We start from the raw sequence: 21,774 nt of genomic DNA, 5'->3' as shown, positions 1-21,774 counted from the left end.
GCCGGGCCGGAACGTTGACCGCCCGACACCGGTACGGGTCGGGCGCGGAGGGCGAGTGTTGTCTGTCTTGCATACATCAGGCAGGCTTTACCCGTGACGAGGCACGGCGATCCGGCAAGCGGTCCCGGCGTGCCTACCATTGTGGTGAAACCTCCCACAATATCCGAATCTTTCTCGGCGGATGCCGACGAGAGCCGGCCCACCTCCCCGCCGACCTCCCCTCCCGGAAGGCCAGACCTCCGGTCCATGCTGCTCGATCTCCGCTCGGCGATCAGCGACACCGCGTACCCGCTGGTCCTGCCCTCGGCGGAGGAGGCCCGGCAGACCGGTGCGGCGGTCACCGCGCAACTCGACGACTACCTGCTGCCCCGGCTCGCCCGGCTCGACGCCCCACTGCTCGTGGTCGTCGGCGGCTCCACCGGTGCCGGCAAGTCGACCCTGGTCAACAGCCTGGTCCAGGCCCGGGTCAGCGCCACCGGCGTGCTCCGGCCGACCACCCGGGCACCGGTGCTGGTCTGCCACCCGAGCGACCTGGCCTGGTTCCGCCAGGGCGAACTGCTCCCCGGCCTCACCCGGACCAGCGACGCGAGCGACGACCCCGGCACCCTGCAACTGATCGCCGCCCCAGCCCTCGCCCCCGGCCTGGCCTTCCTCGACGCACCGGACATCGACTCCGTCGTCGACGCGAACCGGGCACTCGCCACCCAACTTCTCGCCGCAGCGGATTTGTGGCTCTTCGTGACGACCGCCGCCCGCTACGCCGACGCCGTCCCGTGGGAACTGCTCCGTACCGCGCGCCTGCGGGGCACGGTCATCGCCCTGGTCCTGGACCGGGTGCCACGCGAAGCCGCCGACGAGATCGCCGACCACCTCGCGGAGATGCTCGCCGCACAGGAACTCGGCGCCGCGCCGCTCTTCGTACTCCCGGAGACCCAGGTCGACGGGCAGGGCCTGCTACCGGAGCGGTACACGGAACCGTTGCGCTCCTGGTTCGGGCGGCTCGCCGCCGACGCCGACGCCCGGTCCGCGGTGGTCCGCCAGACCCTCGACGGCGCGCTGACCGCGCTGCGGACCTCGGTCGACCGGCTGGCCGACGCCGCCGACGACCAGGCCGCCACCGCCGAAGACCTCGGCGAACGAGCCAGCGCCGCCTACCGGGGCGGCCGGCGTACGGTCGAGCACGGGCTCCAGGACGGGCGCCTGCTCCGTGGTGAGGTACTCAACCGCTGGCAGGAGTTCGTCGGCACCGGAGAGCTGTTCCGCACCCTGGAGGCGCGGGTCGGGCAACTGCGCGACCGCGTCGTCGCCGCGGTGACCGGACGCCCGGCCCCCGGCCGTCAACTCCAGAGCGCCATCGAGTCGCAGCTCGTACAACTGCTGCGCGGAGTCGCCGCCGAGGCGGCCGAGACGGCGTACCTGGGCTGGCAGACCCACCCGTCCGGAGCCGCCCTGCTCACCCCGGAGCTGGCCCGTCCCGGTGCCGACCTTCCCGAACGGGCCGAGCGGCTGATCCGGGACTGGCAGCGGGGAGTGCTCGACCTCGTCCGCACCGAGGCCGGCGGCAAACGATTCGTCGCCCGGACCGCCGCGTACGCGGTCAACGCCATGGGTCTCGCGGTGATGGTCGCGGTCTTCGCCTCGACCGCGTTCATCCCCACCGGCCTGGAGGTGGCGACCGCTGGCGGCACCACCGTCGCCGCCCAGAAGGTGCTCGAAGCGATCTTCGGCGACCAGGCGATCCGTACCCTCGCCACCCGCGCCCGGCAGGACCTACTGGTCCTCGTCGACCGGCTGCTCGACGAGGAGTTGGAGCGTTACCTGGCCCCACTCGCCACGGTCGAGGTCGGCGCCGAACCCGGCATCCGGCTGCGCGAAGCGGGCGACGCGGTCGAACGCGCCCGCGCCGCCACCGCCCTCACCACCACCGGCAACCCGACAGCTCCGGAGGGCGCGCGGTGAGCAATCTCGCCGGCAAGGTACGCGACGCGCTGCACGGCGGCCGGCTGATCGACGCGGACCGGCTGCTGAACCGCCTGGAGGCGGTGGAACGGTTCCGTCGCGCGGTCGACGGGCTGCTGCCGGAAAAGCGCCTCGGCGCCGCACACACGCTCGTCGAACGCGCGGAGGCCCGGCTCGCGCTCTCCCGGGACCACACCGTCGTCGCCCTCGCCGGGGCCACCGGCAGCGGCAAGTCGAGCCTCTTCAACGCGCTCGCCCGCTGGGAGATGTCCCCGGTCGGCGTCCGGCGGCCGACCACCGGCGTCACCCACGCCTGCGTCTGGGGACCGTTGGCCGAGGCGTCCAAGCTGCTCGACTGGGTCGGCGTCCTGCCCCGCCACCGGTTCGTCCGGGAGAGCGCCCTCGACGGCGACGACGAACTCGCCCTGCACGGGCTGGTCCTGCTCGACCTGCCCGACTTCGACTCGGTACAGCGTTCGCACCGGTCGGAGGTGGACCGGCTGCTCGGTCTGGTCGACCTCGTGGTCTGGGTGGTCGACCCGCAGAAGTACGCCGACCGGGTGGTTCACGCCAGCTACCTGCGCGACTTCGACCGCCACCAGGACGTCACCGTCGTGGTGCTGAACCAGGCGGACCGACTCCCCCCGGCCGAGGTGCCCCGGGTCGTCGCCGACCTGCGCCGGATCCTCGCCGCCGACCAACTCGACCAGGTGCCGGTGCTGGCCACCTCGACCCTGAACCAGTCCGGCATCGCCGACCTGCGAGCCACGCTGGAACGTACGGTCAGCGAGCGGCAGGCGGCACTGAGTCGGCTCTCCGCCGACGTGGACGTGGTCGTCGGTGACCTGGCCGCCCTGGTGGGCCCACCGGCCGGGGAGAACGACGTCGACCGGCGGACCATCCGGCGGCTCACCGAGGCCCTCGCCGGATCGGCCGGGGTGCCGGCGGTGGCGGAGGCGACCCGCTCGGCGTACGTGCACCGGGCATCCGGGGCGACCGGTTGGCCGGTGGTACGCGGCTGGCGGAAACTGCGACCCGACCCGCTGCGACGGCTACACCTGCCCGGCGCCGACGCCACGCCCCGGGACGAACAGGATCGACCGAACCCGGTCCCGGTCACCTCGCTGCCCGATCCGACCGCCGCCCAGCGGGCCGCCGTCGGCCTCGCCGTACGGGCCATCTCCGACCAGGCCGGCTCCGCGCTCCCGACCCCGTGGACGGCGGCGGTCGCCGCTGCCGCCCGGTCCCGCCTCGGTGACCTGCCGGACGCGCTCGACCGCGCGGTGGCCGGCACGGACCTCGGCCTGGAACGGCGTCCGCTCTGGTGGCGGCTGGTCGGCGGAGTGCAGTGGCTGGCCATCCTGGCCGCGTTGGGCGGTCTCGGCTGGCTGACCCTCGGCTACGCCCTGCGGGCACTGGGCCTGCCGGCGCTGGACTACCCGGCCGTCGGGTCGGCGCCGGTGCCGACCCTGATGCTGCTCGGCGGGCTGCTACTCGGTCTGGTCGTCGCGCTACTGGTCAAGCCGATCATCGGCTGGGCGGCGCGGCGGGCCGGTGGCCGGGCGGAGGAGCGGCTGCACGCCGCCGTCGGCGAGGTCGGCCGGGAGCTTGTCGTCATCCCCGTACGTGAGGTGCTGCGCCGGTACGCCCAGGCCCGTGAGGCACTGGCCCTGGCCACCACCGGCCGTTGACCGGGACCGGGCGACCCCGTGGGCCGGACCGGCCGGCGCGACAGCACCCGCTGACCCGCTGGGCGGTTCCGCTGGTCCGGGCCGGGCTGATCCTGCTCGGGCTGCTGCACCTCTCCTGGGGCCTGCCGGCCGTACTCGCGCCGCGCTGGTTCTTCGACCACTTTCCGGGCCTCGGGCAGACCTGGACCGCCGCGTACCCGCCGTACAACGCCCACCTGATGACCGACGTCGGAGCGGCGTTCCTGACCCTGGGCGGGCTACTACTCACCGCCGCCTGGCTCGCCGACCGGCGGGTGACCCGGGTGGTGCTCGGCGGGGTCCTGTTCTTCTCCACCGCGCACCTGATCTTCCACCTGTCCCACCACGGGACGCTGACCGGCGGCGGACTGGTCGCGAGCCTCGTCTCGCTCGCTCTGGGCGTACTCGCGCCGAGCGCGCTGCTGATGCTCACCAGGTGGCCCCGGGCGTAGGGTCGAACCCATGGCGACGCCTCAAACCCCCTACGACGCGGTGCTGCACGCTGCCCGCGACGTAACCAAGCTGGACTGCGCGCTCGACGCCGAAATGCTCGGCACGGCACTTCTGGGCAGCATCTACGCGATCGCCGACGAGGACCGCAGCGGGGCCGTACGCGAATTCGTGGGCGGTTTCCTGGCCGCGACCTCGCGCCGCCGCACCGCAGCCGCGATCACCATCCGGAACGTCTTCGCCACCCTGGTCCCGGACGCCGAGGGCGCCGCCTCGGTCAAGCGGGGCGCCACCGCGCCGCCGTGGTCCGAGCAGTTGGGCCGGGTGCGGCTCACCGGCAGCTACGCATACGGCGACGTGTACGGCGACCAAACGTCCTACCTGGCCACCTTCGCGTACGACGACGGCGAGGCGGGCGGGCCGGAGCACGCGGTGGTGGCCCTGGTCGACCACAACATCGGCATCGCCAAGGACGTCTTCGTCGGCGGCCCGGCCGAGCGGATTCTCGGACAGGTGCGCGAGATGTGCACCGAGGACGAGCTGACCTGGTTCCGCGAGGAGGACCCGCGCCGGCTCCGTCAGGAGGTGGCACGCTTTCTGGAGGTCACCGACGGACTCGGAGACCTGCCGGCGGAGGGTTCGCTCGCCACCGACCGGGCCCTGGTCGGCGCCCGGTTGGCACTGTTGCCGGCGGCTGCCCTGACGGTGGTGCCGGACGAGCCCGAGCCGCTCACGGCGGAGCAGCGCACCACGCTCGTACGGGCCTTCCTCGACTCGCCGGAGGCGGCCCGGTTCGGGCTGCCGGACGTACCCGAAGCCGACCTGGCCTCCCTGCACTTCTGCCTCAGCCTGGTACTGGACCACTCGGCGACCTTCCCGGACGCCGATCCGATGCGCTGGAGTCCGGCGGTTGCCGGTCTCTTCCTGCTCGACTGGGTGCACCGCCGCGCCGTGTTGGACATGGACGACGCGGCGATGCTCCCGCGCGCGGTACGCGCCTGGGCCGCGTACGCGTCCCGCCAGCGCGGCCTTCCGCCGTCGGCCGCGATCCAGACCGACCAGGCGATCGAGGAGATGGTGCCGGAGTTCGTCCGGCTCTACCGCACCGGGGAGCGGCGCAGCCCGGCGACGGCCGCGGTGGCGCAGCTCCTCGCCGACGGGATCGACCCGGAGGACCCGGACGCGTTGGACGCCTGGATCGAGGCGAACCGGCAACGGTTGGGTGAGGAGCCCGCCTGACCGCCGCGCTGGTTCTGGACGTCGCGTACGGGGGCGGCTTGCGGGCCGCCCCCGTACCAGCGTGATGGTGCCTAGCTCTCGTACTCGTGGTCGTGCAGGCCGCCGCCTCCGCCGGCCGGGGCGGTGGAGCCGCTGGCCGGTCCGCTGGCCGGCACGTTCAGGCTCCGGGTGTCGAAGGCGTACGTGATCACGGCGTGCGCGACCGCGTCGGACATCTCGTCGATCGCCCGCTTGCTCACGTTGCGGATGGTGTCGCATGCCTGGTGGTAGCAGGGGTCGTACGCCTGCCCCGCGGTCCCGCCGTAGACCGCCGCCTCGGCCTCGGTCTTGATCAGTTCAGCCCCGGTGAAGAGGCCACCGGAGGGGATGTCGACGCCGGCCGCGATGAACGGGCCGTAGTCGCTGCGGCCGGAGAACGGCGTTTCGGCCGAGGCCAGCCCCTGCGAGGCGAAATAGTTGTGGAAGAGGGCCTCGATCGCGCCCGAGCCGGGCGGTCCGACCGCCGAGCCGGTTCCCGGCGGGAAGGCCGAGTTGTCGCCGTCGTAAACGAACCGTACGTAGTTCGTCGAGCCGATCATGTCGAAGTTGAGGTAGAGCGCGATCTTGTCCCGCTCGGCCTGTGGCAGGTTGGCGATGTAGTACGTCGAGCCGACCAGGTTGGCCTCCTCGGCGCCCCAGAGCGCGAACCGGACCTTGTTCTTCGGGTGCGTCCGGCGCATCTGTTCGGCGATCTCCAGCAGGGCGCCACTGCCGCTGCCGTTGTCGTTGATGCCCGGCCCCTCGGGCACCGAGTCGAGGTGGGCGCCGGCCATCACGACGTTGTTCGGGTTGCCCCAGCGTGACTCGGCGAAGATGTTCTCGGTGGTGGCCATCCCCCGGTAGGTGTCGGTGTGTACCCGCAGGGTGAGCCCGGCGGGAACCTGGGCGACGAGTTCCTGACCGAGGGCCTGGCTGACCCCGACGGCACCGAAGTCGGCGGTGAAGGTGTTGCCGAGGGTGCCGGCCAGACCCCCGGGAACGTTGTTGTACATGACGATCGCGGCCGCCCCCGCCGCCGCTGCGGTGGTTGCCTTCTGCCCGAACGGGCAGGTGCCCCGGCTGACCACGACGATCGTGCCGACGTTCGCCGGGCCGTAGTCGGCCGCGACGCAACCGAGCGGGTCGCCGGCCGGCACACTGGCCGTCGCGGTGACATCGACGCTGCCGGAGTAACTCATGATCCGGTGTTCCAGATCGCCCGGCGCTGGCGAGATCCGCTCCAGTTCGGAGGGACTGTTGATGAGGAAGGTCTGGAAGTCGAACGCCTGCCGGGTCACCCGGTACCCGGCCTTGCGGAACACCTTCTCGGCGTAGTCGACCGACTTGTCGTAACCCGCACTACCGGAGGCCCGGTTGCCCGCGTTGCGGTCACTGATCTTCTGGAGTTCCTTCAGATGGTGCAGGACACCGTTCGCGGTGACCGCCTTGCGTAGCTGCCAGGAGCGCAACGCCCCGGAGCCATGGGTGGCCTGGGCGGGCGGCGCCGCGACCACCACCCCCACCACCAGCACGGTGCACGCGGCCAGCAGACGACGTGGCCAGGTACGACGGGATTGACCCACACTGCCCTCCTGTTCGAGCGGTTCCGAGGTACCCCGGAAGGGATCGACGAAGGTCAGCATAGTGAGACGTCACTGTGACGTGATCGGCCGTTACGGCAGGGTGACGACTCGGGGTGGGGCGGTCGCCACCGTACGGGCAGACGGGGTGGGGGCGGATCGAGGCGCCGGAATGCGTCCCACGGTGGGGTCCGGTGCCGGCGACGGGGTGGGGATGGGCAGTGTCGACCCCGGTGGTGGCGGCACACTCTCCGTCGGTTCGGCGGACGCGGTGGGTTCGGCCGTACCGCTGGCGGTCGGTTCCGGGGTGATGCTTTCGGTCGGTCCGGGTCCAGGGGAGACACTCGCCGTGGGGACGGGCGTGCCGGTCGGGTCCGGGGTGGGGCTGGCCGTCGGGTCGGGACCGGGAGTGGTGGTCGTCGGGTCCGGGCTGGGTCCGTCGGTCGGGTCCGGGGTCGGGCCGACGGTGGGGTCGGGGCCGACGGTGGGGTCGGGCGTTCCGGTCCCGGGGGTGGGATTCGAGGCGGTCGGCTCAGGATCGGGGCCGGGCGCGGTCGGTTCGGGGGTCGGGGTGGGGGCCGGTACCGGTGGGCGGGTCGGAGGTGGCACCGGCTGCGGCGGGTGGCCGGGCTCGGGGCGGGCCGGTCGGTTGGGGCCGGGACCGCGCGGCCCCGGACCGGCGGGGTCCGTTGGATGCCGCTGCACCGACGGGGTGAGCCAGACCTCGGCGCTCGGCGGTGCGTCCGCCGGAAGGGCGGTCGGCGGCAACGGCACGAGCACGATCGGCCCTTGCGACGGCGGGGCGATGAACGGCGTGGTGCCCGAGGGCGTGTTCCCGCCGACGGTCGCCGAACCGGCACTTATCGCGGCAATGATCGGCATGGACGAGGTGCTGGCGAGAAGTGTGACGATGAACAGGTAGCGCCGGGTGGGTCCGGCAAGCCCCTCCGCGCGGTGGGCGCCGGCCCGGCGACGGGCCGGGCTGGCGCTGGACCGCCGGTGACGTGGCGGCAGCGAAGGTACGGGATCGGTGCCGTGACGTGACACGGTCGACCTCCTCGTCCTGACCTGCTGCGACTGCGAACCAACCGATGCGACCGCGAATGTGAGTACGGCCACGGCCCGCCCGAAGTCGTGACAACCTCGGCCGCGCCGCCCCCGCGATGTCATGCCGACGCTCCGACCCTGGTAGTCGTACGCCTGACGCCGGCACCGGCGACATCGAGGTCATGCGACATCACCGGCGCCGACGTACGCGGCGTCAACCGGGCGGGGCGGTGGGGAAGTTCTCCCTACCGCATCGGTAGCACCGCCACATACAGTGACGTAGTAACGCTTTGTTGGCTAGCCCCCTACAGCGTGTCAATTCACGATGTTTCGCGGCGACCCTCCCGATAGTCACAAATAGGACAGGTATTCACGATCCCGACACCTGTCGATCACTGGTCGAGGCCGACCTGTGGGCGCGCTCACCACCTCTGCAAATATGGACCTGACGGCAACGCGGCCAAGGTCTCCCGCGCACCCCTGCGGCAGGCGCGGCTCGGCGCCGGCAACTCCCGAACCTGGTTCGGCCAGAATCCGGTTCACGCCGCGCGGCAACCCCCACCGGGGCTAGGCGTGGCGGCCACACCCGGACCGGCAGGAGCCGGGCGGGCGCACGAGCTGCGCGGTCGGGAAACCCCCGAGGCCGACGCACACACGACAGGGAGAGACGGATGGCGAGAGGCGACGGCGGGGCCACGACCCGCGGCAAGCGGGCCGCACCCAGGACACAAAAGCGTGAGGCGACCGGCACGGGCGATCCGAACCTCGTACAGCTACTCACCCCCGAGGGTGAGCGGATCGACTCGGCGACCGGTCCGGACGGAACCGAGTACCGGGCGGACTTCAGCGACGAGGAGTACCGCGGGCTCTACCGCGACCTCGTCCTGGTACGCAAGCTGGACGCCGAGGCGACCGCGCTGCAGCGGCAGGGCGAACTCGGCATCTGGGCCAGCCTGCTCGGCCAGGAGGCCGCCCAGGTCGGTTCGGGTCGGGCACTGCGACCGCAGGACATGGCCTTCCCGACCTACCGCGAGCACGGCGTGCTCTACTGCCGGGGAATCGACCCGATCATGCCGCTGGGCCTGTTCCGCGGCGTGGACCAGGGCGGCTGGGACCCCAACGAGTTCAAGTTCAACATGTACACGATCGTCATCGGGGCGCAGACCCTGCACGCGACCGGCTACGCCATGGGCATCACCATGGACGGCAAGACCGGTGGCGACGAGGGCGAAGCGGTCATCGCGTACTTCGGTGACGGTGCGACCTCCCAGGGGGACGTGAACGAGGCTTTTGTCTGGGCGGGGGTGTTCAACTCGCCGATCGTCTTCTTCTGCCAGAACAACCAGTACGCGATCTCGGAGCCGCTTGAGCGCCAGACTCGGGTTCCGCTCTACCAGCGCGCCGGTGGGTTCGGTTTCCCGGGCGTACGGGTCGACGGCAACGACGTGCTGGCCTCGTACGCGGTCACGCGTCACGCGCTGGACAACGCGCGCAACGGGCAGGGCCCGACGCTGATCGAGGCGTACACGTACCGGATGGGGGCGCACACCACCACCGACGACCCGACCCGTTACCGGATCGCCAGTGAGGTCGAGGCATGGCGGGCGAAGGACCCGCTGGCCCGGGTCAAGGCGTTCCTCGAAAAGCAGCAGATCGGTGACGAGTCGTTCTTCGCCGAGATCGACGAGCAGGCCAAGCAGGAGGCCCTGCACCTGCGCGAACGGGTGCTGGCGATGCCGGACCCGGAACCGTCGACGATCTTCGACCACGTCTACGCCCACGGCTCCCCGCTGCTCGACGCGGAACGTGAGCAGGCAGCCCGGTACCTGGAGTCGTTCGAAGGGAGTGCGCACTGATGGCCACCGAAACCCTCACCCTGGGCAAGGCACTCAACCTCGGCCTGCGGCGCGCACTGGAGCAGGACCCCAAGGTCATCATCATGGGCGAGGACGTCGGCAAGCTCGGCGGCGTCTTCCGGATCACCGACGGGTTGCAGAAGGACTTCGGCGAGAACCGGATCATCGACACCCCGCTCGCCGAGTCCGGCATCATCGGCACCGCGATCGGGCTGGCCATCCGGGGCTACCGGCCGATCTGCGAGATCCAGTTCGACGGCTTCGTCTACCCGGCGTACGACCAGATCGTGTCGCAGGTGGCGAAGATGCACTACCGGTCGCAGGGCAAGCTGAAGCTGCCCATCGTGATCCGCATCCCGTACGGCGGCGGCATCGGCGCGGTGGAGCACCACTCCGAGTCGCCGGAGGCGTACTTCTCCCACACCGCCGGTCTCAAGGTCGTGAGCTGCGCCTCCCCCCAGGACGCGTACGCGATGATCCAGCAGGCGGTGACGTCGGACGACCCGATCGTCTTCCTGGAGCCGAAGCGGCGCTACTACGAGAAGGGCCCGGTCGACATCGACGCCCCGCTCGCCGACGCGTACCCGCTGCACGCCACCCGGCTGGTCCGGGCCGGTCGGGACGCGACCGTGCTGGCGTACGGGCCGATGGTCCGAACCGCGCTGGACGCGGCGACCGCCGCCGAGGAGGACGGGCGGGACCTGGAGGTCTTCGACCTGCGTTCGCTCTCCCCGCTGGACCTGCGCCCGGTCTACGACTCGGTACGCCGCACCGGCCGCTGCGTCGTGGTGCACGAGGCACCGGGCAACCTGGGCCTCGGCGCCGAACTGGCGGCCCGGATCACCGAGGAGTGCTTCTACTCCCTGGAGGCCCCGGTGCTGCGGGTGACCGGCTACGACACCCCGTACCCGGCTGCCCGGGTCGAGGAGGAGTATCTGCCGAACCTCGACCGGGTGCTCGACGGCGTCGACCGCACCTTCGGATGGTGAGCTAATGCCACGGATCGAACAGTTCAACCTGCCCGACCTGGGTGAGGGACTGACCGAGGGCGAAATCCTCAAGTGGCTGGTCTCGGTCGGCGACACGATCGAGCTGAACCAGCCGATCGTCGAGGTCGAGACCGCGAAGGCGGCGGTGGAGATCCCGGCGAAGTGGGGTGGCGTCGTACACGCCATCTTCGAGGCCGAGGGTGCCGTGGTCGAGGTCGGCGCCCCGATCATCCAGATCGACACCCAGCCGGGCGCCGGTCCGATCGGGCCGGACGACATGGCCAACGGCGCTCTGCCCACCCCGTCGGCGGAGTCGCTGGCCGCGGTCGAGATCGCCCCGGCCGAGGGCTCGGTCGAGCCCGGCCTGATCGGTGGACCGGCCCCGGGTGGCCGTACCGCCGTGCTGGTCGGCTACGGACCGAAGACCACCACCGCGAAGCGCCGCCCTCGCAAGTCGACCGGCGCGGCCACCGAGCCGGCGACCCCGGTCGCGGCAGCCCCGGCCCCGGCCCCGGTCGTCGCGGCGGCGGCCGTGACGGCTCCGGCGCAGCGGGTGCAGACGCCACCGGCCCGCCCGGCGACGGTGCTCGCCGGGGGCGGGACGGTGCTGGCCAAGCCGCCGGTGCGCAAGCTCGCCCGGGACCTGGGCGTCGACCTGCGGACCCTCACCGGCTCGGGACCACTCGGCTCGATCACCCGGGACGACGTACAACTGGCTGCGGCCGGTGCCACGGCGGCGGCCGAGCCGGTGGCCGTGACCGCGACCGGCTCGGCCGCCGCGGCCTTCGGGCCCGACCGGGAGCAGCGGATCCCGGTCAAGGGGGTGCGGAAGCTGACCGCGGCGAACATGGTCGCGTCGGCGTTCAGCGCACCGCACGTCACCGAGTTCCTGACCGTCGACGTGACCCGCTCGATGAAGGCGATCGAGCGGCTACGGACCGTGCCGGAGTGGCGGGAGGTGCGGATCTCCCCGCTGCTGCTGGTCGCGAAGGCGGTGCTGCTGGCGGTTCGCCGCCACCCGATGGTGAACTCGACCTGGGCCGGCGACGAGATCGTGGTCAAGGAGTACGTGAACCTCGGCATCGCGGCGGCGACCGAGCGTGGGCTGATCGTGCCGAACATCAAGGACGCCGGCCGACTCTCGCTGCGGGAGCTGGCGGACGCGATGACCGGGCTGGTGCAGACCGCCAAGGCGGGTCGTACGGCACCGGCGGACATGTCCGGCGGCACCTTCACGATCACGAACGTGGGGGTCTTCGGGGTCGACACGGGTACGCCGATCCTGCCGCCCGGTGAGTCGGCGATCCTCGCCCTCGGGACCATCCGGGAGACGCCCTGGGTACACAAGGGCAAGATCAAAGTACGTCAGGTGACCACGCTCGGCCTCTCCTTCGACCACCGGATCATCGATGGCGAGCTGGGGTCGAAGTTCCTGCGGGACATCGGCGCGTTCCTGGCCGACCCGGAGGCGACCCTGCTCGCCTGGACCTGATCACCGTCTGACCTGGTCCCGGTGGGCGGCTGAGGTCGACCACCGGGACGTCAAGTTGACTGGCCGGTGTGCCTGGGGTGAACCCCGGGTACACCGGCCACATCATTTGATCGACATAATCCTTCTGTTCAGGGCTCCCCCGGCCTTCGATTGTTCGGCCAGTGGCACAGCTCACCTAACAATCGTTGGCGGCCCGTGTTTCGGTGCGGTTAAATAGACCTCGTAAGCGGCAGTGCCGCCGAGCCTTAGGGGGGCTAACGCCATGACCATGATCGACAAATTCCGCAGTCGCCGGGACGCAGCACGCCGCGCACGCGCAATCGAGCGCGCGCTCCGTTCCGCCAACTCGCCGGCCGTTCGCGACGAGATCCTCACGATCGCGCAGCGCTACTACGGCTGACACCCACAGACCTTCTCCTCCTTCCTCCAGATCGATGACCCGCCCGTTCACCCGGGCGGGTCATCGGCGTTTCACAGCCAGTCATCGGGTCGCGCGGCATCGAGACCGGGATTCCTCCCCGAGCACGACGACCGGTACGGTTGGGCTCGGTCGTCAGCAGACCGAGCCGGACCGGGAGTTCGAGGAGATCTCAACTCAACGCCCGTCCGGCGCCCGGGTCTCGACGGCTGGCGCTGCCCGGGCGTCACCGGCCGAGACCGGTTACCGTGCGGGAAGCTTGCACGGCCGATCCGGCCGGCGACGCCGGCCCCACGCCGGGACGTCCGGACGGCATCGGCACGGCCGACATGTCATGGAGGAGACGCGCGCATGACGTCCGAGGACCTGCGGCATCCCGGCCAGGAGCCGGATCAGGCTGCGCCGGGGCCAGCTGGACCAGCGCCGCAGGGCAGCCACGAAACACACCCCCCGCAGCGACACCCGGCTACCCCTGGATACGACAACAGCTGGGCGCCGCCACCCGCACCGCCCGGAGCACCGGCCGCGTCCGCCTCCTGGGGCGCGGAACCCGGAGCAGGTCAGCCCCAACCGGGCAACCCCTGGGGTGCGCCGGGCAACCCGCCCGCCCCCCAGACCGACTCCGGCGCCGGATGGGGTGGGCCGGTCAGCGCGTCCGCGAGCGTACGGCCGGCGCCGACTCCCCCGCCGCTGCCTCCCGAGGTCGCCGGCGCACAGCCGTGGGGCGCCGCCGAGGCGTGGGGCGTGTCCGAGTCGACCCCGCCGACCGAACAACCCGCCACCGGCGGCAACCCGAGCGGGACGTACGGCACACCCGCCGGGTCCGCCCCGGGTGGGCTGCCGCAGCGGGACCGTGGAGGGTTCGGCGCCGACGGTTTCCCCGGTGAGGGGTTCCCGCCCGAGCAGGGCAGCGAGCCCCGGCCGGGCTGGGCCGAGTCCTCCCAGCCCGCGCCTCAGTCCGCTCCGGCCCCGGCCGCGACGCCGATCTACCAGCCGGCACCGGGTCCCGGCATCTCGCCCTCCGGCGCGGTGCCGCTGCCGCCGCAGGAGGCACGGGTCCCCGGCGCCAGCCTCGCCGCTTCCCCGCCGTCGGACTTCGCCCCGCCGCCCGACTACACCACCCCCGCCGAATACGCCACGTCCAGCGGCTGGGCCCCGCCCAGCAGCCGTCCGGCACCCGCGGGCTTCCCTCCGGCATCGGACTTCCCGCCGCCGACCGACTGGGCCGCCCCGTCCGGCTTCCCGCCCGCGGACGACTTCCCGGCCCCGCCGGCACAGCCGTCAAACCCGGATCCCACCGGCCCGTCGTCCAACCCCGGTTTCCCGGGTCAGTCCGCCAGCGGCGGCTTCCCGGGCCAGCCAGCCAGCGCTAACTTCCCCGGCCAGCCAGTCAGCGGCGGCTTCCCGGGCCGCGCGGAGGTTCCGGTTCCCGACTACCCGGACGCCCCCGCGCAGATCGACTTCCCGCCGTCTCCCGGCTATCCCCGGCAGCTCAACTACGACCAGCCCGCCTACACCAGCGACCCGGTTCCGGCCAGCAACCCCTTCCCGACGTCGGGTGGTGGCTACGGCGGCTCCGACCCATCCGGCGAAGCGGATCGCGGCAACACCACGGAACACGGCGGCTCCGGCTACGGTCAGCCCCCGAGCCCGGCGCAGTCCTGGGGGCCGGAGAGCTACGGCGCACCCGCACCGGCCGAGTCCGTGGCGGCGCAGTCAGCCGCCCCGGTGGTGCCGCAACCGCGTACGTCGACCGAATCGGCGGTATCCGGCCGGGTCATGATGCCCCGTCCGGAACAGCCGGAACAGGTCGTACCGGACGAACAGGTTGCCCAGCGGGCGAGCGCCACCGTCTCGGCCAGTGCCACCGCCAGTGCCTCCGTACCGCTCGCCAGTCGGGTCATGCCCCCGACGGACCAGGCCGTCCGGTCGTCGGGCATGTCGGTGCCGCAACCGAGGGTGTACGGCCGGCCGGTCGACACCGACGCGTCCGAGCAATCCGAGTCGGACTCGCAGCCCCCAGCGGCCGAGCCCGCCGCCCAGCGCGGGGCCACGTACGGCGCCCCCGCCGCCTACCAGGAGCAGACCAGCTTCCCGGAGCAGCAGGAGCGGGCCGAACCGGCAGTTCGCCGTGGCCCCACCATGTACGGCGGACCAGCCGCCCAGCCCAGCGGTGACGAGGTTGCCGAGCGTCCGGTCTCGCCGGCGAGCGCCCCGCCGGCCACCGGCGCCGCCCGGGTGAGCCCGCCTCCGGGGTCTTCGGGCTTCGAGGGCTTCGACGCTCCGCAGCAGCCCGGATTCGATGCTCCGCAGCAGCCAGGTTTCCCGCCGCAGCAGCCCGGATTCGCCCCGCAGCAGTCCGGGTTCGACGCTCCGCAGCAGCCCGGATTCGAGGCACCCCAGGCGGGCTTCGACGCACAACCGTCGGCGTTCGACGGGCCTCCGTCCGGCTTCGACCCGGCACCACCCGCGTACGGCGCCGCTCCTGCCGGGTTCGCTTCCGCAGCGGGCGGATTCGAGGCGCCGTCGACCAGCTACGACAACCCGACCCGGGGATTCGACGCCCAGCCGGCCGGCGGCGGCCAGCCGTACCCCGGCGCGGGCGGCGCGGCTCCCTTCGGTGACCTCCTCGGCGAAACTCCCGGCGCTATGCCGGGCAGCCCGGCCGGCCCCTCCAGCCCGGCCCCGTACGGCCAGCCGAGCCAGAGCGGTGCCGCCCAGTACGGGCAACCGGCGGCGTACGGCAACTCCGGCATGGGCGGATTCGGTGGCCCGACCGGGGTGGCGCCGGCGGTACCGGCACCCGCACTCCCCCCGATGCCCGCCACCACCAGCACCGCTTCCTGGCCCGTCGCCGGATCGTCGGGCGAGGCGTCCCAGAACCGGTTCGACGCGTTCAAGCCGGACGCGGAGGAGAAGACCGAGCAGCCTCCGACGCCCCAGGTACGCAACGGTCGCGTACTGATCATGGTGCTGGCGGCGGCGGTGCTCCTGCTCGCCATCCCACTCGGCACCCTCTGGATGATCGGCCGGGGCGGGAGCGAGGCGCCGTTCAACCCGGCGATCGGGGAGTGCGTCAAGCAGTCCGGGGACGGGGCCGTCGGTGTGGCCTGCACCGAGCCGGGAGCGTTCAGCGTGGTCTCGAAGGTGGCGACCGAGCCCGAGTGCGCGGACCAGTCCCTGCCGAAGGTCATCATCCCGGCCGAAGATGGCAAGAAGCAGGTGCTCTGCCTACGGCCCGCCAGCGGCGGCTGAGTTTCCGCTCATCGCAGACGAACGGGTGGCCTTCCTGAACGCGGAGGGCCACCCGTTCGCTGTCACCACAGGGCCCGCTCCGGTGTGAGGTCCGCTACTGCGGCGGGCACGCGTTGCCCCCGCCACAGATCGAGGCTCGCGGTTGGCCCGTGAGGGGCGGATCCGGGCGGGGAGCACCGCCGTTTCCGGGACCGCCGGGCTACCGGCGCCGGACGTTGCGGCAGGATGGTGACCATGGCTGAGATGCGTACGTCCCGGGTCCGTGCCCCCGAGTTGCGGGGTCGTGGATGGCTCAACACCGGGGACAAGTCCTACTCGATCAAGGACTTCCGCGGTCGAATCGTCCTGCTCGACTTCTGGACCTTCTGCTGCATCAACTGCCTGCACGTACTCGACGAGCTGCGCCCGCTGGAGGAGAAGTACGGCGACGTACTCGTGGTCGTCGGGGTGCACTCGCCGAAGTTCGAGCACGAACGGGACGCGGACGCCCTCGCCGCCGCTGTCGAGCGGTACGGCGTGCACCACCCGGTGCTCGACGACCCGGAACTGCACACCTGGCAGCAGTACGCGGCCAAGGCATGGCCCACGCTCTCGGTGGTGGATCCCGAGGGTTACGTGGTCGCGATGATGGCCGGCGAGGGGCACGCCGAGGGGCTTGAACGGCTGATCGACGAGCTGATCGCCACCCACGAGGCGAAGGGCACGCTGCACCGGGGCGACGGCCCGTACGTGCCGCCGGCGGAACCCGCGACCGCGCTGCGCTTCCCGGGCAAGGCCGTGGTGCTCGAATCTGGCAATCTTCTCGTCTCGGACTCGGCTCGCCACTCGATCGTCGAGCTGGCCCCCGACGGCGAGACGCTCCTGCGCCGCATCGGCTCCGGCGACCGGGGTCGGCTCGACGGCGCGCCCGGCGAGGCCCGCTTCTCCGAACCGCAGGGAATCTGCGTGCTGCCACCGCACGTGGCCGAGACCGCCGGCTACGACCTGGTGGTCGCGGACACGGTCAACCACCTGCTGCGCGGCGTACGGCTGGAGACCGGCGAGGTACGCACCATTGCCGGCAGTGGCCGGCAGTGGCGCTCGACCGTCGACGACCACGCGCACGACGCCCTCTCCGTCGACCTCTCCTCCCCCTGGGACCTCGCCTGGTACGACGACAAGATCGTCATCGCCATGGCCGGCATCCACCAGCTCTGGTGGTTCGACCCGATCAAGCGGACCGCCGGCATGTACGCCGGCACCACCGTCGAGGCGCTCAAGGACGGGCCGATCGCCGAGGTCTGGATGGCGCAGCCGTCGGGGCTGTCGGTCTCGGCCGACGGGCGGCGGCTCTGGATCGCGGACAGCGAGACCAGCGCCCTGCGCTACGTCGAGGACGCGGTGATGCACACCTCGGTCGGACAGGGACTCTTCGACTTCGGTCACGTCGACGGACCGGCCGACCAGGCACTGTTGCAGCATCCGCTGGGGGTGTGCGCGCTACCGGACGGATCGGTGCTGATCGCGGACACGTACAACGGCGCGGTGCGCCGGTTCGACCCGACGAGTGGGCAGGTGAGCACGGTCGCGGACGAGTTGGCGGAACCGAGCGACCTGGTGCTCACCGCCGACGGCGACGTACTCGTGGTCGAGTCGGCGGCACATCGGCTGACCCGGTTGGCCCCCGGCGCGCTCTCGGCCGCGGGTGCGACCACGGTCAACGGGGAACGGCACCGGACCGAGCGCCCCCCGACCGACCTGGCCGGCGGTACGGTCACTCTGGACGTCATCTTCACGCCGGCGCCGGGGCAGAAGCTGGACGAGTCGTTCGGTCCGTCGACCCGGGTGGTGGTCTCGGCCTCCCCGCCGGAGCTGCTGCTCGACGGCGCCGGGGTGAGCACCGACCTGTCCCGGGAACTCGTGCTCAACCCGGAGGTGCCGGCCGGGGTGCTCCAGATCACCGCGCAGGCGGCTACCTGCGACGCCGAGGCGGAACACGCGGCGTGTCACCTGACCCGGCAGGACTGGGGCGTACCGCTGCGGATCACCTCCGACGGCGCGACGCGCCTCCCCCTCATCCTCCGCGGCCTCGACTGAGGTCCCGCCGCACCGGTGTCCCGCCGCACCGACGTTAGGAAGGGCCCCTTCCTCTACAAAATGCGATAACAAGGGGCCCCTCCTTTCACCGGAACGGAGTGAGGGTGACGCCGGCGGCGAGGAGGGCGGCTCGTACCTGCCGGGCCATGGTGACCGCGCCCGGGGTGTCGCCGTGCAGACAGATCGACTCCACCGGGCACGGGACGACACTGCCGTCCACCGCCACCACGACCTGTTCCAGAGCCATCCGTACGGCCCGTTCGACCACCTGGGCTGCGGCGGTGACCAGGGCACCGGAGGCGGTACGCGGAACCAGCGTGCCGTCCGCCTGGTAACCCCGGTCGGCGAAGCCCTCGGCGACGGGGCGGAGCCCGGCCTCACGGGCCAGCTCGGCGAGCATCGAACCGGGCAGGCAGAGTACGGGCAGCGTGGCGTCGTACTCGGAGACGGCGGCGACCACCGCAGCCGCCTGGGTGTGGTCGACGGTGGCAACGTTGTAGAGCGCGCCGTGCGGTTTGACGTACCGCAGGTTGGTGCCGGCGACCCGGCAGAACGCGTCGAGCGCGCCGAGCTGGTAGATCACCTCGTCGCGGAGTTCGGCGAAGGCGTAGTCGATCCGCCGCCGGCCGAATCCGGCGAGGTCCCGGTAGCCGACCTGGGCGCCGACGGCGACACCCCGTTCGGCGGCGGCGAGACATACCCGACGCATGGTGGCGGGGTCGCCCGCGTGGCCGCCGCAGGCGACGTTCGCCGATGTCACCACGTCGAGCAGGGCCTCGTCGTCGCCAAGTTGCCAGATCGCGAACCCCTCGCCGAGATCGGCGTTCAGGTCCACCGAGGAGGCCGACGGGGTGGCGGGCGCCGGCGAGGAGGCCGACCTACGGTCGGGCGATCGGTCCAGCAACGGGTCCATGGAATCGCACGATAGTCCCGGGACGGGCCTGTGCGAGCGGCACCACGTTGTCGAGGACGGCGATCACCGGGTAGCCGCCGGTGGTCGGGTGGTCGGCCAGGAAAATCAACGGCTGTCCATCGGCGGGCACCTGCACCGCGCCGAGGACCACGCCCTCGCTGGGTAGTTCGCCGGTGACCGCGCGGGGCAGGGCCGCGCCGGCGAGGCGGGCGCCGACCCGGTTACTCATCGAACCGATCGTGTACGCCGTGCCGAGCAGTGTGCCTACCGCCTCGGGGGTGAACCAGTCCTGCCGGGGCCCGAACCGCACCCGCAGGTCGAGTTCGGCCGGTGGCGGCACGTGGGGCAGGAAGTCCACCGGTGCCGGCCCGGCGGTGACCGGTCCGACGGGCAGGGTGTCGCCGTCCACGAGGGGTGCCGGTCCCAGCCCGGAGAGGGTGTCGGTGGCGCGGCTGCCGAGCACCGGCTCGACCGTGATCCCGCCGGCGACCGCGAGGTAGGTGCGTACGCCCTGGCGGGCCGCCCCGAGTTCGACGACCGCGCCGGCCGGTACGGCAACCGGCCCGCCGGTGTCCACCGCTCGACCGCCGACCCGCAGTACGGCTGGGGCGCCGGTGACCGCGACGGTGCCGGCCCGGTGTAGCCGTACGGTGCAGCCGGTCATCGTGGTCTCCAACGCGGCGGCGGACTCGGGGTTGCCGACCAGTCGGTTAGCGAGTCGCAGCGCGTACGGGTCCAGCGCCCCGGAGCGGGGTACGCCGAGGTGTGCCCAGCCCGGGCGGCCGAGGTCCTGCACGGTGGTGAGGCTGCCCGCTCGCAGCACCTCGACCCTCTGCCCCGCGTCATGTTGCCCGCTCACGCCGGCACCAGCCGGACGCGGGTGCCGGGTACGAGCCGGGCGGGCGGCTCGCGGTGTACGTCGAAGAGGCGCATCCCGGTCCGCCCGACGAGCCGCCAGCCGCCCGGCGACGCGCTCGGGTAGATCCCGGCGTACGGCCCGGCGAGCGCCACCGCCCCGGCCGGTACCCGAGGTCTGGGGCTGGGCAGCCGGGGCACCGCCCAACCGTCGGGGAATCCGTCCAGGTAGGCGAATCCGGGAGCGAAGCCGCAGAAGGCGACCCGCAGTTCGGTGCCGCTGATCCGCGCGACCGCCGTGTCGATGTCGACCTGCCAGAGTTCCGCTACGGCGGGCAGGTCCTCGCCGTCGTACACGGTGGGCACCTCCAGGTAGTCGCCGTCCCGGTAGTCGGCGGCCGGTCGCGGCGTCCAGCCGGCCACCAGCTCGCCCGCCTCACCTGCGTCGGGTACGCCGTCGACCAGCACCGTACGGGCGGCCGGCACGATGTCGACGGCGACCAGTTCGCCGGCCTCCCGCCGCCGCCACAGTTCGGCCCGCCAGGTCTCCACCTCGGCGCTGTCCGCGCATTCGAGCAGCAGTGCGCGGGTGCCGACCGGTCGGATCCACATCCGGCTATTTTGCCCGAGGGGGAGGGGGAAACCAGCGGCTCGGACGTGATCCAATCCACTACTCATAGGTAACCTACGCTGCCGTAGCCTGGTGCGGTGACCACCTCGGCCTCGCCCCGGATCAAACCGGTCGACATCGGTAAGCCCCGCATGCGGGGCTGGCTGCACACGTACGCGTTCTTCGTCGCGCTCGCCTGCGGGGTCGTGCTCTGCTCGCTCGCCGCCACCCGCTCCGGGTGGGCGCCGCTGGTGAGCTGCGCCATCTACAGCGTCACCGTCTGTGGGCTCTTCGGCACCAGCGCGCTCTATCACCGTCGAGTCTGGACGGAACGTGGCTTCCAGGTGATGCGCCGACTCGACCACTCGATGATTTTCGTCTTCATCGCCGGCACGTACACGCCGTTCTGCGTACTGCTGCTGCCGACCCGGAGCGCGACCATCCTGCTCTCGATCGTCTGGACGGGTGCGCTGGCCGGGGTGGCGGTCAAGCTGGTCTGGCCGCACGCGCCGCGCTGGGTCTCCGCCCCGCTCTACCTCGGCCTCGGCTGGGTCGCCGTGGCGGTGCTGCCCGACATCCTGCGGTACGGCGGAGTCACCGCGCTGGTGCTGATGCTCGCGGGCGGGGTGGCGTACAGCGTGGGGGCCGTCTTCTACGCGTTACGCCGACCGAACCCGTGGCCCACCGTCTTCGGTCACCACGAGTTCTTCCATGCCTGCACGTTGATCGCGGCGATCTGCCACCACGTGGCGATCTACTTTGCCCTCTTCGCCTGACCGGCGCGTTCCGGCTCGGCGCGTTCCGGCTCGGCGCGTTCCGGCTCGGCGGGCGCGTTCCGGCTCGGCGGGCGCGTTCCGGCTCGGCGGGCGCGTTCCAGCTCGGGAGGGTTGCGGCGACCCGCTACGCGCGCCACATGAGTAGCCGGCACGGACCGCGTGGGGGACGGTCCGCGCCGGCTACGAGGGGTGGGTCGGGGCCAGATCCTGTCGATCCGTCCCAGGGCCCAAACTCAGACAGGATGTCCCGGGCGCCGCACCTCGCGGTACTCCTCGACCACCTGGTCGTCGCGCACCGCCGGAACGACCCGGGTGTCCTGGACCGGGGTCGAGACAACCGTACGTCGCCGGCCGCGCCAGAGCCAGGCGGTCATGGCCAGTCCGACCACGCCGGCGAGCATCAGCACCCAGCCGACGACGCTGAGATCGAGCCAACCGAGCTCGACGTCCACCGCGAACGCGAAGATCGCGCCGATCGCGATGAGGAAAATACTTCCACCGATACCCACTTTGTCGCCCTCCTTGGCTATCC

General features: G+C 72.1%; 17 protein-coding genes. 11 read left to right on the top strand and 6 right to left on the bottom strand.

The window, feature by feature from the left end:
* Nucleotides 1-246: 246 nt before the first annotated feature.
* From ACIBF5_RS04145 to ACIBF5_RS04130, 4 genes are read left to right on the top strand one after another with little or no spacing between them, the layout of a single operon-like run.
* The gene (locus tag ACIBF5_RS04145) at nucleotides 247-1,959 is read left to right on the top strand and encodes an ABC transporter (protein ID WP_396807900.1); all 1,713 of its coding nucleotides are present in this window, start codon (nucleotides 247-249) and stop codon (nucleotides 1,957-1,959) included.
* Nucleotides 1,956-3,650 carry a GTPase gene (locus ACIBF5_RS04140; protein WP_396807898.1) on the top strand — a complete coding sequence of 565 codons (1,695 nt, stop codon included), beginning with the start codon at nucleotides 1,956-1,958 and terminating at the stop codon, nucleotides 3,648-3,650. The genes ACIBF5_RS04145 and ACIBF5_RS04140 overlap by 4 nt, the downstream gene beginning before the upstream one ends.
* Nucleotides 3,647-4,120 carry a hypothetical protein gene (locus ACIBF5_RS04135; RefSeq protein ID WP_396807896.1) on the top strand — a complete coding sequence of 158 codons (474 nt, stop codon included), beginning with the start codon at nucleotides 3,647-3,649 and terminating at the stop codon, nucleotides 4,118-4,120. Before ACIBF5_RS04140 ends, ACIBF5_RS04135 begins: the two co-directional genes overlap by 4 nt.
* Before the next feature lie 10 nt (nucleotides 4,121-4,130).
* Nucleotides 4,131-5,357 (top strand): hypothetical protein, encoded by a 1,227-nt coding sequence (locus tag ACIBF5_RS04130; RefSeq protein WP_396807894.1) that lies wholly within the window; start codon nucleotides 4,131-4,133, stop codon nucleotides 5,355-5,357.
* A 71-nt stretch (nucleotides 5,358-5,428) separates the two neighbouring features.
* Here the strand turns inward: ACIBF5_RS04130 and ACIBF5_RS04125 are convergent, their stop codons facing one another.
* Together ACIBF5_RS04125 and ACIBF5_RS04120 are read right to left on the bottom strand one after the other, a co-directional pair.
* A complete protein-coding gene (locus ACIBF5_RS04125; RefSeq protein WP_396807892.1) occupies nucleotides 5,429-6,958 on the bottom strand; it encodes a M28 family metallopeptidase in 1,530 nt (509 codons plus the stop codon).
* Between the two features lie 90 nt (nucleotides 6,959-7,048).
* Nucleotides 7,049-8,002: a hypothetical protein gene (locus ACIBF5_RS04120; RefSeq protein WP_396807890.1), complete on the bottom strand. Its 954-nt coding sequence runs from the start codon at nucleotides 8,000-8,002 to the stop codon at nucleotides 7,049-7,051.
* A 671-nt stretch (nucleotides 8,003-8,673) separates the two neighbouring features.
* On the opposite strand from ACIBF5_RS04120, the gene pdhA reads away from it, so the two are divergent.
* From pdhA to ACIBF5_RS04090, 6 genes are all read left to right on the top strand, one after another.
* Nucleotides 8,674-9,858, top strand: coding sequence for a pyruvate dehydrogenase (acetyl-transferring) E1 component subunit alpha (gene pdhA, locus ACIBF5_RS04115; RefSeq protein WP_396807888.1), 1,185 nt, complete (start codon nucleotides 8,674-8,676; stop codon nucleotides 9,856-9,858).
* The gene (locus ACIBF5_RS04110; RefSeq protein WP_396807887.1) at nucleotides 9,858-10,847 is read left to right on the top strand and encodes an alpha-ketoacid dehydrogenase subunit beta; all 990 of its coding nucleotides are present in this window, start codon (nucleotides 9,858-9,860) and stop codon (nucleotides 10,845-10,847) included. Before pdhA ends, ACIBF5_RS04110 begins: the two co-directional genes overlap by 1 nt.
* A gap of 4 nt (nucleotides 10,848-10,851) precedes the next feature.
* Nucleotides 10,852-12,339, top strand: a complete 1,488-nt coding sequence (locus tag ACIBF5_RS04105) for a dihydrolipoamide acetyltransferase family protein (protein ID WP_396807886.1) — start codon at nucleotides 10,852-10,854, stop codon at nucleotides 12,337-12,339.
* A gap of 262 nt (nucleotides 12,340-12,601) precedes the next feature.
* A complete protein-coding gene (locus tag ACIBF5_RS04100; RefSeq protein ID WP_170208606.1) occupies nucleotides 12,602-12,739 on the top strand; it encodes a hypothetical protein in 138 nt (45 codons plus the stop codon).
* Nucleotides 12,740-13,108: 369 nt separating this feature from the next.
* A complete protein-coding gene (locus ACIBF5_RS04095) occupies nucleotides 13,109-16,012 on the top strand; it encodes a hypothetical protein (protein WP_396807884.1) in 2,904 nt (967 codons plus the stop codon).
* Nucleotides 16,013-16,255: 243 nt separating this feature from the next.
* Complete coding sequence (locus ACIBF5_RS04090) at nucleotides 16,256-18,088, top strand: NHL domain-containing thioredoxin family protein (RefSeq protein ID WP_396808280.1); 1,833 nt, start codon at nucleotides 16,256-16,258, stop codon at nucleotides 18,086-18,088.
* Nucleotides 18,089-18,173: 85 nt separating this feature from the next.
* Here ACIBF5_RS04090 and ACIBF5_RS04085 read toward each other — a convergent pair whose 3' ends face one another.
* From ACIBF5_RS04085 to ACIBF5_RS04075, 3 genes are read right to left on the bottom strand one after another with little or no spacing between them, the layout of a single operon-like run.
* Entirely contained in the window at nucleotides 18,174-18,923 is a 750-nt protein-coding gene (locus ACIBF5_RS04085) for a LamB/YcsF family protein (protein ID WP_396808279.1), read from the bottom strand.
* A 43-nt stretch (nucleotides 18,924-18,966) separates the two neighbouring features.
* Nucleotides 18,967-19,860, bottom strand: coding sequence for a biotin-dependent carboxyltransferase family protein (locus tag ACIBF5_RS04080; RefSeq protein ID WP_396807882.1), 894 nt, complete (start codon nucleotides 19,858-19,860; stop codon nucleotides 18,967-18,969).
* Nucleotides 19,857-20,468 carry an allophanate hydrolase subunit 1 gene (locus tag ACIBF5_RS04075; protein WP_396807880.1) on the bottom strand — a complete coding sequence of 204 codons (612 nt, stop codon included), beginning with the start codon at nucleotides 20,466-20,468 and terminating at the stop codon, nucleotides 19,857-19,859. Before ACIBF5_RS04075 ends, ACIBF5_RS04080 begins: the two co-directional genes overlap by 4 nt.
* Before the next feature lie 96 nt (nucleotides 20,469-20,564).
* Between ACIBF5_RS04075 and ACIBF5_RS04070 the strand changes: the two genes are divergently transcribed.
* Nucleotides 20,565-21,242, top strand: coding sequence for a hemolysin III family protein (locus tag ACIBF5_RS04070; protein ID WP_396807878.1), 678 nt, complete (start codon nucleotides 20,565-20,567; stop codon nucleotides 21,240-21,242).
* 233 nt (nucleotides 21,243-21,475) lie between these two features.
* Here the strand turns inward: ACIBF5_RS04070 and ACIBF5_RS04065 are convergent, their stop codons facing one another.
* On the bottom strand, nucleotides 21,476-21,751 hold the full coding sequence (locus ACIBF5_RS04065) for a DUF6458 family protein (protein WP_396807876.1): 276 nt from the start codon (nucleotides 21,749-21,751) through the stop codon (nucleotides 21,476-21,478).
* Nucleotides 21,752-21,774: the final 23 nt, after the last annotated feature.

It is taken from the genome of Micromonospora sp. NPDC050417 (assembly GCF_044458865.1).
Classification (GTDB): domain Bacteria; phylum Actinomycetota; class Actinomycetes; order Mycobacteriales; family Micromonosporaceae; genus Micromonospora_G.
The sequence above is the reverse complement of the archived record's forward strand: the minus strand, read 5'-3'. Positions and strand labels throughout refer to the sequence as shown.

What these genes read in the sequence shown, in the direction of transcription:
- ACIBF5_RS04095 (WP_396807884.1), top strand. Translation starts at nt 13,109, where the DNA reads ATGACGTCCGAGGACCTGCGGCATCCCGGCCAGGAGCCGGATCAGGCT.
- ACIBF5_RS04075 (WP_396807880.1), bottom strand. Translation starts at nt 20,468, where the DNA reads ATGTGGATCCGACCGGTCGGCACCCGCGCACTGCTGCTCGAATGCGCG.
- ACIBF5_RS04110 (WP_396807887.1), top strand. Translation starts at nt 9,858, where the DNA reads ATGGCCACCGAAACCCTCACCCTGGGCAAGGCACTCAACCTCGGCCTG.
- pdhA (WP_396807888.1), top strand. Translation starts at nt 8,674, where the DNA reads ATGGCGAGAGGCGACGGCGGGGCCACGACCCGCGGCAAGCGGGCCGCA.
- ACIBF5_RS04100 (WP_170208606.1), top strand. Translation starts at nt 12,602, where the DNA reads ATGACCATGATCGACAAATTCCGCAGTCGCCGGGACGCAGCACGCCGC.
- ACIBF5_RS04130 (WP_396807894.1), top strand. Translation starts at nt 4,131, where the DNA reads ATGGCGACGCCTCAAACCCCCTACGACGCGGTGCTGCACGCTGCCCGC.
- ACIBF5_RS04145 (WP_396807900.1), top strand. Translation starts at nt 247, where the DNA reads ATGCTGCTCGATCTCCGCTCGGCGATCAGCGACACCGCGTACCCGCTG.
- ACIBF5_RS04105 (WP_396807886.1), top strand. Translation starts at nt 10,852, where the DNA reads ATGCCACGGATCGAACAGTTCAACCTGCCCGACCTGGGTGAGGGACTG.
- ACIBF5_RS04090 (WP_396808280.1), top strand. Translation starts at nt 16,256, where the DNA reads ATGCGTACGTCCCGGGTCCGTGCCCCCGAGTTGCGGGGTCGTGGATGG.